The following is an 11191-nucleotide window of genomic DNA, read 5'->3' as shown; positions in this document are numbered from 1 at the left end:
GCGCCCACCATATAAAATAGCATGGCTATGTTGGTGATAAATAGATAGCGCAAACCTACCCAAAGCGAGCGATCGGTGCGAGGATAGGCAATTAACAGAAAAGCTGCAATCCCGCTGACTTCTAAGGCGACATATAAACTGACAAAATCTGCACAGACAAAGGGAGCATTTATGCTGCCGTGCAAAATAATCATCATAGAGTAAAAGAAAGCTGTTTTACCGCTGTCCCAACAGTAGAAAATTACAGCAGCAGTTACGATCGCATTTGTCAAGATAAAGTAGGCGCTTAAATTGTCTGCGACTAATTCGACACCGAAATTATCTAGTAATTTTAGCGTTAAGGGTGAACTCTCTCGAAATAGCAGCAGCGCATAGCCTGCCGAAACAAAGGTAGCTGCCAAAGCGAGAGATTTGTCAAGTTTGGGAATGAGAGCAATCACAAACCCGATAAAAAATGGTAGTGTCAGCCAAACGATCGTCAGGATATTCATTGATGGGTGTTGCGGCGTGTTATTTTTTTCAATAGACTTCTCCAATAATTATTGTGGAACAGGCCCGAAAGCCTGTTCAAGACTGGCAATTCTTGCGATGTTTAATTCAAAGTCCTAAAATCAATCACAACAAGCCGCGATAGTGAATAAAAATCAACAAGACTGCCCACGAGCCCAAGGCAACTTTTAAAGCCACCAAAATGTTTAGCAAAGGAAGCACTCCACCGCTAACTAATGCCCCAAACTCTCCATGCGGCAACTCGAACCCGCACAAAAGGATCGTTGACAGCGCAATAAAAACTAGCACCGAAATCTTCTCCCATGTAGCCGCGTGCCACCGTTCATAAATCCGCTGCATCCACTCGGATGATGAAGTAATTGCCACCAAGCCGATCGCAGTTCCCCCGGCTACACCCGCCGCAAAACCGCCACCGGGACTCAAATGCCCCCGCAGTGACAGTTCAATACTCACTAAAGCCGAAATAGTCGCTCCCAAACGGGACAAGATAATAGATGGTTGATCGGTAAACTGATAAATTGTGCAGGACGGGTTTTCTGTCGCTAACAGAAATTTAGCACCCATAATGGCGATCGTAAATACCACCACTTCAAAAATCGTGTCATACAGCCGATTTCGGAAAATTATCGCCGACACGGCATTCGGAATCCCACTATCTTTGACAAGCAATTCTACTATTGCCAAACCAGATAAACCTGACGTTGGATTTGCAAAAAACAGCATTTTGATGTAAAGCAATATCCCCGCCGCAACGTAAACCCATTTCATTGATAATCCTCCCCTAAACCTGAAGCAAGTTTATAATCTAGACTCGTGTTTATTGATGAAATTTCCGGCTGCATGATGTCATACAGACGTTGGATTCTCGTGACAGTTAGATAATGTTTTGTTTCTGCCCCACCCGCGGCATCACTATCTAAGACAGGCACACAAGTTGCATGAACTTCTTTCTCCATCAGGGCGCGGTGTAAAGCCTCCAAACTTGTAAAAGGTACTACCTCAATGCGGAGATAATACTTGCTAAAAATTCTGCGAAAATCCTTCATCAAGGAGTTAAAATCGCGGGGACTCTCTACCGTCAACATTACTTTCAAAACATCGCCCTGAGACTCGACTTTCTCCTCTTCCAACACGCCCAAACGCATCACCAAGGACGATCGCACCGCCACCGCATAAAGCGTTATTGCCAGCATCGTACCCATCAATGCTTCTGTCAAAGCCACATCTGCAGCCCCAAAAACTGAATAGATCAACGCTGCGATCGCACCTAAGATGCCCCGAATGACTAGGGCGTGGTAGGGATTCACCTGAACTACTACCATGCAAGCAGCCAAGGGCAACAGTGCAGTCAAGATATAAATATAGCTATCATCATTCATAGTGTCTCTGGTGGAAATTCTGTCTGATTTTCGGCCTCGTCACTGGAACAGTGTGCAAAAACGTACCCCAGCATTGTATTCCAGATTGCTAAGGAAATAATTGCCAAAATTAGCAGGGGCCATTCATCGGGTATTTGTAGCAGCAGCGCTACCAGAAGCAGCATCGAACCCAAGGTATCGGCAACGGAAAGACTGTGCAACTTAAATAATACCGATCGCTTGCCCAGTAAGTGAGAAGTTCCCCAAAACCAGAAGAATACTCCTACAACCATCAAGACATAACTCAAAATATCGATCATAGGTCGTCCAGCCGTTTTATTATATGTGCCAACAGCATTAATCCCGCATTTCCTACAGTGAGGATAATCGCCCCCACAACACCAATCATCCAATCGTCGCGCAAGACAGATATGAACAAAGTCATAATTCCTGCCTTTGTGGAAATACTGGCCAAAGCCAGCATTTTCTGCCAAATATTATCATCCTTCCATGCCTCGTACATGGGGATGAGCATAGCTGCAATCATAGCAATTAGGAGCAAGTTCATGGCTTTTTCCTCGGCAGAACCCTGTGAACTTCATAGCTGCCTGCGTGGTTGTGTCGGACAACAATTGTCTTTGGGGTAAATGTTATCACAAATACATCCAGAAATATCATGATCGGCGACCTTTTGAGTTTTACCCGTTCCAGAATGATGTCTTCTTCGTTGTGGGGACGGATAATTATTTCAAAGGCTTCAATGTATGCTACCGGAATCGCAATCAGGATTTTTTTGATCGCTCTCACCCAATCCTTAAACCTTTCCGGGGACGTGTATCCGCGAGGCAGGAGAAATGCAATAACCACACCGATGATGATATTTACTAGACTCAGATCGGAAGTTAGCAAAAACCAAATCGTCAATCGTAATATCAAAGATCCAATCATGGTAATGCCATCCAAAAGAGTACGATCAAACTTAGAGTCATGACACCGATCAGATGATCGAACTGCTCGGCTACCCGCGGCAGTGCGATCGCTAACCGTTTAATGATTAAAGCATAAATCACCCAACCAATAGCGATCGCCCCCAGTGCTTTGATTGTGTTCTCAATCGTGTAAGCATCTAAGTACACCGCATTTGCGATAATTAGCCCGCTAATTAAAAGTATGACTGCTTGCCACAAACCAATTTTGATTTCTTGTGGTTCTTTGCGGGGCAGAAAGATGAATCGGGCGTACACTATTGCTGTACCAACTGCGGCAATATTCATCGGGATTACCTGCCAAGGTGCTAGATTTTTCAGCGTCAAGGCTTTGGCCCCAAATCCTGCCAACAAGGGAAAGCCAGAAATCGACAGGCTGGCGATAACTAGGACAATCCAAATTTTAGGATCCATCGGCTTAGATTGCAGTTCTTTGATATTTCGACTTGGCAATGAACCTACAGTCAAGAACATTATCGATTTAGCCAAGCCGTGTGTCAGCGCATAAAATCCCCCCACTGCAGGCGCCGCCAAGATAAACCCTAACTGCGAAATTGTGCTCAAAGCTAGAATACGTTTTGTATCTTTTTCAAAGATGGCGTAGCCGGTTCCCATGAAAGTCGTCGCTATGCCCAAAATTTTGACGATAGTATCAATCTCATCGGAAATAAAAGCACAGCGCAACAGCGGTAAAATACTAGCTTTGATGACAATTCCTGATAGTAATGCTGAGACTGGGGTTTCTGATTCAGAGTGAGTTAGCGGCAGCCACAATCCCGATACAAAAATCCCCCCTTTAATCAACAATCCTAGAAATATCAGGGCTAAAGCTTCTGGCGGAGCACCCTTTAAACCCTCAAAACCAAAGGACTTATGAGTTTGTTAGACTAGCACAGCGCCCACCAGATAAAATAGCATGGCGGTGTTGCTGATAAATAGATAGCGCAAACCTACCCAAAGCGAGCGATCGGTGCGAGGATAGGCAATTAACAGAAAAGCAGCAATCCCGCTGACTTCTAAGGCGACATATAAACTGACAAAATCTGCACAGACAAAGGGAGCATTTGTGCTGCCGTGCAAAATAATCATCATCGAGTAAAAGAAAGCTGTTTTACCGCTGTGCCAACAGTAGACAATTACAGCAGCAGTTACTAGAGCATTTGTCAAAATAAAGTAGGCGCTTAAATTGTCTGCGACTAATTCGACGCCGAAATTATCTAGTAATTTTAGCGTTAAGGGTGAACTCTCTCGAAATAGCAGCAGCGCGTAGCCTGCCGAAACAAAGGTAACCCCCAAGGCGAGATATTTGTCAAGCTTGGGGAGTAGATAAATAACGAACCCGATAAAAGATGGTAGTATCAGCCAAGCGATCGTCAGGATATTCATGGATGGGTGTTAGGGCGTGTTATTTTTTTCAATTTCGTTGGTTTCCAATGTGGGATTGTCTCGTGCTAGCTTCATTACACCTACCAGCATCAGGGCTTGAATCGAAAAGCCGATGACGATCGCCGTTAAGATGATCCCCTGGGGGACTGGATCGGCGTAAGCTCTATTTTTGACTTCTCCCATAATTGGCGTGAACAAGCCATTGAGGGATGCAATCACGACATAATAGGCAATTACACCGGTACTCATCACGTCCATAGAGACGATCTTCATTACCAGGTTCTTTTTAAGGATGATACCAAAAAATCCGCACAATATTGTGGCAAATACGAAGGCTTCTAACACGGAAATTTTTGTGGATTAAGGTTTGGTTACAATCATACATTACTCAGGCACTACCGAGTTGGAGAAGCGTGTTAAATTAAAGTAGCGACTCTCACCGAGCGATCGCCCGCCTGTGCGATCGGGCACCAGCAGTTGCGGTTTCGTCCGTGTCACCGCTCTTGTTTTGCGAAGTTGCCCAATTTGTCAGGCGGTGAGGTTAGATTTTGGGGAATCAACCCTCAATCCTGAAAAATTAAAAGTGTAAAATTCAAAGATTTATGATATTATTAGCTGTAAATTGCAATCGCAACAATTCATTTCCAGTTGGCTGTTGAATCTTGGTTGTTAATAATTTTTGGAAAACTTTTAATTAATTGAATTAGCTTTAAATAGTTCGATTTTTAGAGCGCCAGGGAATTACTGGCTCCGATCCGTGCGACGAATAGTTTTGTCTTTAGTTGGATAAAAAGCTCGGCTCTTGTGATGTGCAATAGAAAAAATATGCTATGTCGAAAATCCCAATTGCGATCGATGCAATTCCTACTCGCTTCAAAATAGCACGATAGTTGTGCATTTGTTTTGAGGTTTCAGGGTTTGTTAAGCAGAAACTATGAATTTTACGGTATTTTGAAGGATTGTCACAAAAGCCGATCGCCCTTTCCAGACAAATCGCTCGCCCGCAACAACAACCGGAGCGGCGTTAGTACAATTATCTAATGAATTTAGCGAATTGAACAACCGGGTTTTTGTCAAGTACGCAGGATAACGGCACTGTCGATCGGCAAAAAACCGCCTCAATGTCAGTCAAGTTACGTTATTGACATTCCTCGGCCCGATTGGCCGGGGAGTGTCAAAAAAATGCTTTCTTCCCCACTCTGGCACTCTCCCCCAGTCAGGTGACTCGCCAGGAGGAAGTTCGATCGCCCCAAAGCCGCCTAAATTAAAAACTAGCCGTGGAGGATTCGATCGCACAAACCATGAAACTGCTCAACCACCGCACTCGACTGCTTCTTTCCGCCGGCATCCTCGGCCTGGTCTACTTTGTCACCGGAAAACTCGCAGTGTCGGTACTGGGACTGGTAAAAGCCGAAGCCTCCCCGGTGTGGCCGCCCGCCGGTATTGCCCTGGCGACATTGCTGCTGCAAGGGCGGCGGATGTGGCCGGGAATTGCCCTCGGTTCGGTGCTGTTAAACTCAACCGCCGGATATGGTGTACCCTCCGCCGTCATTGTCACGTCGGCCTTTAGCGTCACCGTGCAAGCGCTGGCTGGGGAGGCCGTGCTCAGTCGCAGCGGATTTTCTACTAAGCTCGATCGACTGCGAGATGTTCTGGCTTTAGTAGCGGGCGCTGTCATCGGGTCTACTTTGGTGGGTTCTACCCTGGGCAATTTGGGCACTTGCATTTTTGGTTGGGCTCAGTGGAGCAATTTCTCTCGGAATTGGTGGACTACATGGCTCGGAGACGGCATGGGAATCTTGATTTTCACTCCTGTTTTCCTGACTTTAAACCATGCCGTTAATAGTTGCAAATTTCCACTAAAACTGAGATGTTTCATTATTTTCAATTACTTGTTTAGAAACAGGCAAGATGCCTGTTCCACAAAAGATGAATTTGATTGTGGAACAGGCAAGATGCCTGTTCTGGACAGCGGTGTAAGGTCGGAGCTAAAATCTCGGATTTTTACAAATTTTAAAGCATTTTTTGAATGGAATGATTACAAATTACAAATTACAAATTATTCCAGCAGATTTCAGGGGGGAAAAAACCGTTACAATCTTCGATTTTTAATTGTTAATTATTCAGAAATAGCTCTGTGGCTAACTTTATTGCTTAGCGTTAGTTCGATAGTTTTTTGCTCGAAAACACAGGCGGCAAGCGCTCTGTACCCGCTGGAATATTTGCCTTTTCCTCTGATAGTTTGGGCCGCTTTGCGATTTCGTCAGCCGGGAGCGATTTTTGCTTATTCGATCGTGTCTTACATCGCGATTTTGGGAGCGGTGCAGGGAGGCGGCCCGTTTTTGGTCAGAAGCGAAAATCTGCAACAGGCGGTTTTATTTTTACAAGCTTTTACCGGTACGATCGCCCTTGTGGCGCTGATGTTGGCTGCAGCCGTGGCCGAACGCGAGCAAGCGCTGGAGTTCCTGGGCCGCACGGCCGCTCTGCTGCGCGATCGCGAAGCCAGTTTAGCTAACGCTCAGCGCATCGCTCAGTTAGGAAATTGGGATTTAAATTTCACCGCCATTGCACCAACAGAAAACTGCACGGCATCGGCAGAAAACAATATATCATCCAATATCGAACTGCGGTGGTCGGACGAGCTTTATCGGCTGTTGGGCTTGGTTCCGGGAACTCTCAAACCGACACCATCCGTTTTTTTGCAAGCCGTACATCCAGAAGACCGAGAATTGGTGGCGCGATCGCAGTGTCAAGCGATGTTTGAGCGCAAACCCTACTCCATCAACTATCGAATTCTGCTCCCTGACGGCGGAGTGCGCGCTGTCTGCGAACAGTCAGCAATTCACTCAAACATCATAGCGGCCACAGTCCAAGACGTTACCGAACGTCACCGCGCCGAAGCTGCTTTGCGGACATCCTCCGAGCGCGACCGGCTGCTCTCAGAAATGGCCCTGCGAATTCGCCACTCCCTCCACCTCGAAGAAATTCTCAACACTACTGTTGCCGAAGTCCGGCAATTTTTCAAGGCCGATCGCGCTTTCATCGGTATTATGGACGCAGGCGGGGCAAATCTTCCCAGCCCGGTGTACGGTAAAATTGTCGCTGAGTCTGTCGGTGTCCAATACCGTTCTATTGTGGGGTTGGTGCTCACTGACGAGAATCACCTCGAAAAGCAGAAAACTTTTTATGCTAACAACCGCGTCCGAATTGTCTCCGATACTGCTGCGGTGCAAAAGGGCGATCGAGTTGCCCAATTGTACAGCGACTATCAAATTCGGGCTACCTTAAATGTGCCGATCGTCCTCGGCGATGAACTGTTCGGGATCTTGGCCGTCAACCAGTGTTCCGGGCCCCGCCAGTGGCAGGAATTTGAAATTGATTTGTTAGAAAAACTCGCTACCCAAGTGGCGATCGCCCTCCAGCAAGCCCAACTTTTGCAGCAAGTAAAAGAACTCAATGCCAACTTAGAATCTCAAGTCGAAGAACGCACCAGCCAACTGCAGCAAAAAATGCACGAACTGCAAGAAAGCAACCGTCTCAAAGATTTATTTTTGCACGCAGTTTCTCACAATCTCCGCACTCCAGTGATGGGAATGTTGATATTGCTGAAAAATTTGCTCAACAAATCCTCCTGTGAGTCTCTACAGGATGTTCCGGTTTCGCGATCGATTTTGCAGCGCATCGTCCAGGCCAGCGAACACCAATTGACTGTGGTTAATTCCCTCCTCGACGCTCACGCTAGCGAAGTAAAAGGTATTTTCATCCATCCCGCACCGCTGGAATTGCAGCCTTTAACTTCAGAAATTATTGCCGGTTTAGCACCAATGTTAGCCAAAAATCAAGCAATCTTTACTCGCGAAATTCCGCTAAATTTGCCGCTTGTCTGTGCCGATCGCAAACACTTGCAGCGGGTGCTGGAAAATCTGCTAACTAATGCGATCAAACACAATCATCCGGGAGTCAATATCACTTTTAAAGCTGAGGTAATTGAAGTTGAAAAAACGCTAAATTTTGAAGAAAATTCACAATTTTTAACATCTTCCAATAATCCGATCGCCCGCTGTATCGCGAACCAGATACCTGCTGCGGGCGATCGTCCGGGGATGCGCGACACCGCCCCCAAAAATCGGGAAACCCTGACCGAACTTCACCCCGAAAGCAGTTGTCAAATCCCCCCGTATCAGGCTCAAATTGGCAATATCGGCGACAAATTGCCCGAAGCTACCGTAAAAATGGTGCGCTGTACTGTAACAGATAATGGAGTAGGAATCAGCCCCAAACAGCGGGAATCTCTGTTTGAACTTTACGTTCAAGACCCCAATAGCCGACAATTAACAGGACTGGGTTTGGGACTTTACCTCTCCAAGCAAATTATCAAAGCTCACGGCGGCGAAATCGGTGTCGAAAGCACTCCCGGAGGCGGCTCGACTTTCTGGTTTTCGCTACCTGCTGTCATTCGATTTTAGATTTTAGATTTTAGATTGACCCCACGGATAAATTCGGGGGCTTGAGGATTTGAGATTTGAGATTTTGGATTAATTCCACGGATAAATCCGGAGGCTTGTACCACCTTTGAAATTCGCTTGTCAATTCGGGCGATCGATCTTTCCCAATTCTTTAATCTCTAATCTAAAATCCGCGCTTCCTCATCTTTCCTGAAAGTCGAGTCAAGCGACAACCAAAGCACAAGCGCAACGGGTAAGTTTTTCGACCCACAGCCAACAGCCAACAGCCAGTAGGGGCGGCGCCCCCGTGCCCGCCCTCTTAACAGCCAACAGCCAGTAGGGGCGGTGCCAAGAGTGCCCGCCCTCTTAACAGCCAACAGTTAACAGTCAACAGCCAGTAGGGGCGGTGCCAAGAGTGCCCGCCCTCTTAACAGCCAACAGTCACCTGACGGTGCAACCGGAATTGATACAATCTAAAAACTAAAATGGTATGAACTATTTCGGCAATGCAAAATCAGTTCAGGCGTTAACAGCTTACGAGGTGTGGCGCAATCGCTTCCTCCAAGATCGGCTGCGCCCTGCTGTCGGAATTGCCATCTTTTTTGCCTTGACAATAACTGTCTATTTTATGGGCGAAGCATTCTTTGTCCGCCAGGACTTTAAAAATATTTATTTGTACACTAGCGCTGCTGTAGAAATAGGTTTGCTGACCTGTTTTGTGCTGCAAAAAACCTCCTTTGGACAGCGCTATCCCGGTTTGCTATTTTTGGGATTTTCGTGGTCGCTGACGGTCATTATACAGCTTGGGCTAGCTGTCGCAGGCTCCGGAGAATTACCGATTTTTACCTGGACTTTAGCGTTTCTGATCCAAGCTACGCTGATGCCAGTCCGCTGGCGTCTCCACCTGATTTCTCAACTCGGCGTTTTGTGCTGCCACATCGGGATAAATTTGGTTTTAAATCTAAGTTTTGCTAAGTATACTGCTTTTCGGTTGACCGGGTTTTACTTGTATTTGTTTTGGTTTTGTTTGATTTGCGATTTGTCGGTTTATTGGTACGAATGCCTGCAACGAAAAGAGTTTAGTACCAGACGCAAGTTGGAATCTGCTTACCAACAATTGGAGGTGGCGGAGGCGAAGTACCGCAGCATTTTTGAGAATGCCGGCGAGGGAATTTTTCAAAGCACTCCTGACGGCCGCTATATTACTGCAAATCCTGCTTTGGCGCGGATTTGCGGCTGCGATTCTCCCGAAGAGGTGACGGCAAAGTTTACTGATATCGAGCGGCAGTTGTACGTCGATCCCGATCGCAGAAATGAGTTTTTGCGATCGATCGAGGAAAGCGGCACAGTATCGGATTTTGAATCTAAAATTTACCGCTGCGACGGCAGTATTGTCTGGATTTCCGAGAAAGCGCGGGCGGTACGAGATAGCAGCGGTTCCTTGCTTTATTATGAGGGTTTAATGGAGGATATCACGCAGCGGAAACAAGCCCAAGAATCGCAGCGGTTGTTTATTCACGCTCTTTCTCACGACTTGCGAAACCCGGTAGCGGGAATGTTAATGGTGCTGAAGAATTGGCAAACAAAAACTGGAGATGCGATCGCAATTCCCCGTTCTGTTTTGGATCGGATGATTCAAGGTAGCGAACAGCAGTTGCGCTTGATAAATTCGCTGTTGGAAGTTCACGCCGGAGAATTGGGCGGTTTGTTTCTGCACTGCGATCGGTTAGATTTGAGGGCGGTAGTGGAAGCAGCAGCGGCAGATTTGGAGCCTTTAATGAATGAGGCTCAAGCTACTTTTAAAAATTTAGTGCCGGATGATTTACCCGCCGTGAATGCTGATACTACTCAGTTGTGGCGCGTGTTTTCTAATTTAATTTCTAATGCTTTGAAACACAATATGCCCGGATTGAATTTAACGGTTTCCGCTCAAATAATTAATCGGCAAAAAGATAGGATAAATTCAATTAGAGCAAAACAAAATATAGAAAAATTCCCAATTCCCAATTCCCAATTCCCAATTCCCAATTCCCGAAATAGCATGATTTACTGTACGGTTGAAGATGACGGAGTGGGAATATTACCGGAACAGTGCGAACATCTGTTTGACCTTTATGTGAGGGGTTATCAATCCCGACACTCGGTGGGTTTGGGTTTGGGTTTATATCTTTGCAGGCAAATTATAGGCGCTCACGGCGGGGAAATTGGGGTAATTAGCAGTCCCGGTGCTGGGGCAATTTTTTGGTTTACTTTGCCGCTGGCTGAGAATGGTAGTTGATTTTTTGGTTGACTAGATTCGATCTGTTCGCAGTGCAGACTTCAGTCCGCGAAATGGAGCGTATGCAAGTCCGCACTACAAACCAATCTTATGGTTTTCAGTCTGTTAGAGAGTCGATGGCAGGGTGTCCCCCACCATCTCTCCTACAAAACCGGGAAGAGCGACTTTCACCGCACACGGCTCCTGAGTGATGTAATCCTGGTTATGGATACAGTATGATCGCATAAT

Annotated in this window: 8 protein-coding genes and 2 pseudogenes; 2 read left to right on the top strand and 8 right to left on the bottom strand. The window is 46.3% G+C overall.

Annotation, left to right across the window (positions count from 1 at the left end; genetic code table 11):
• The 8 genes and pseudogenes from WBA89_RS07935 to WBA89_RS07900 all read right to left on the bottom strand — a co-directional run.
• A pseudogene (locus tag WBA89_RS07935) lies at nucleotides 1-491 on the bottom strand (cation:proton antiporter); the annotation flags it as partial.
• A gap of 124 nt (nucleotides 492-615) precedes the next feature.
• Nucleotides 616-1278, bottom strand: a complete 663-nt coding sequence (locus WBA89_RS07930) for a Na(+)/H(+) antiporter subunit B (RefSeq protein ID WP_424405388.1) — start codon at nucleotides 1276-1278, stop codon at nucleotides 616-618.
• On the bottom strand, nucleotides 1275-1889 hold the full coding sequence (locus WBA89_RS07925; RefSeq protein WP_424405386.1) for a DUF4040 domain-containing protein: 615 nt from the start codon (nucleotides 1887-1889) through the stop codon (nucleotides 1275-1277). The genes WBA89_RS07930 and WBA89_RS07925 overlap by 4 nt, the downstream gene beginning before the upstream one ends.
• Complete coding sequence (locus WBA89_RS07920; RefSeq protein ID WP_193975370.1) at nucleotides 1886-2188, bottom strand: monovalent cation/H(+) antiporter subunit G; 303 nt, start codon at nucleotides 2186-2188, stop codon at nucleotides 1886-1888. Before WBA89_RS07920 ends, WBA89_RS07925 begins: the two co-directional genes overlap by 4 nt.
• Nucleotides 2185-2436 (bottom strand): hypothetical protein, encoded by a 252-nt coding sequence (locus WBA89_RS07915; protein ID WP_333382322.1) that lies wholly within the window; start codon nucleotides 2434-2436, stop codon nucleotides 2185-2187. The genes WBA89_RS07920 and WBA89_RS07915 overlap by 4 nt, the downstream gene beginning before the upstream one ends.
• Nucleotides 2433-2816: a Na+/H+ antiporter subunit E gene (locus tag WBA89_RS07910; protein ID WP_424405383.1), complete on the bottom strand. Its 384-nt coding sequence runs from the start codon at nucleotides 2814-2816 to the stop codon at nucleotides 2433-2435. Before WBA89_RS07910 ends, WBA89_RS07915 begins: the two co-directional genes overlap by 4 nt.
• Nucleotides 2813-4240, bottom strand: a pseudogene (locus tag WBA89_RS07905) (cation:proton antiporter). Before WBA89_RS07905 ends, WBA89_RS07910 begins: the two are co-directional and overlap by 4 nt.
• 9 nt (nucleotides 4241-4249) lie before the next feature.
• Nucleotides 4250-4585, bottom strand: a complete 336-nt coding sequence (locus WBA89_RS07900) for an NADH-quinone oxidoreductase subunit K (RefSeq protein WP_333382328.1) — start codon at nucleotides 4583-4585, stop codon at nucleotides 4250-4252.
• A gap of 956 nt (nucleotides 4586-5541) precedes the next feature.
• Between WBA89_RS07900 and WBA89_RS07895 the strand changes: the two genes are divergently transcribed.
• Nucleotides 5542-8706 carry an MASE1 domain-containing protein gene (locus WBA89_RS07895; protein WP_424405390.1) on the top strand — a complete coding sequence of 1055 codons (3165 nt, stop codon included), beginning with the start codon at nucleotides 5542-5544 and terminating at the stop codon, nucleotides 8704-8706.
• 469 nt (nucleotides 8707-9175) lie between these two features.
• Nucleotides 9176-10963, top strand: coding sequence for a PAS domain-containing sensor histidine kinase (locus WBA89_RS07890; protein ID WP_424405381.1), 1788 nt, complete (start codon nucleotides 9176-9178; stop codon nucleotides 10961-10963).
• Nucleotides 10964-11191: the final 228 nt, after the last annotated feature.

This window comes from Microcoleus sp., from assembly GCF_049646505.1.
GTDB lineage: Bacteria > Cyanobacteriota > Cyanobacteriia > Cyanobacteriales > Microcoleaceae > Microcoleus.
The sequence above is the reverse complement of the archived record's forward strand: the minus strand, read 5'-3'. Positions and strand labels throughout refer to the sequence as shown.

Coding starts and splice junctions, on each gene's coding strand:
- WBA89_RS07910 (WP_424405383.1), bottom strand. CDS start 2,816: ATGATTGGATCTTTGATATTACGATTGACGATTTGGTTTTTGCTAACT.
- WBA89_RS07895 (WP_424405390.1), top strand. CDS start 5,542: ATGAAACTGCTCAACCACCGCACTCGACTGCTTCTTTCCGCCGGCATC.
- WBA89_RS07890 (WP_424405381.1), top strand. CDS start 9,176: ATGAACTATTTCGGCAATGCAAAATCAGTTCAGGCGTTAACAGCTTAC.
- WBA89_RS07925 (WP_424405386.1), bottom strand. CDS start 1,889: ATGAATGATGATAGCTATATTTATATCTTGACTGCACTGTTGCCCTTG.
- WBA89_RS07920 (WP_193975370.1), bottom strand. CDS start 2,188: ATGATCGATATTTTGAGTTATGTCTTGATGGTTGTAGGAGTATTCTTC.
- WBA89_RS07915 (WP_333382322.1), bottom strand. CDS start 2,436: ATGAACTTGCTCCTAATTGCTATGATTGCAGCTATGCTCATCCCCATG.
- WBA89_RS07930 (WP_424405388.1), bottom strand. CDS start 1,278: ATGAAATGGGTTTACGTTGCGGCGGGGATATTGCTTTACATCAAAATG.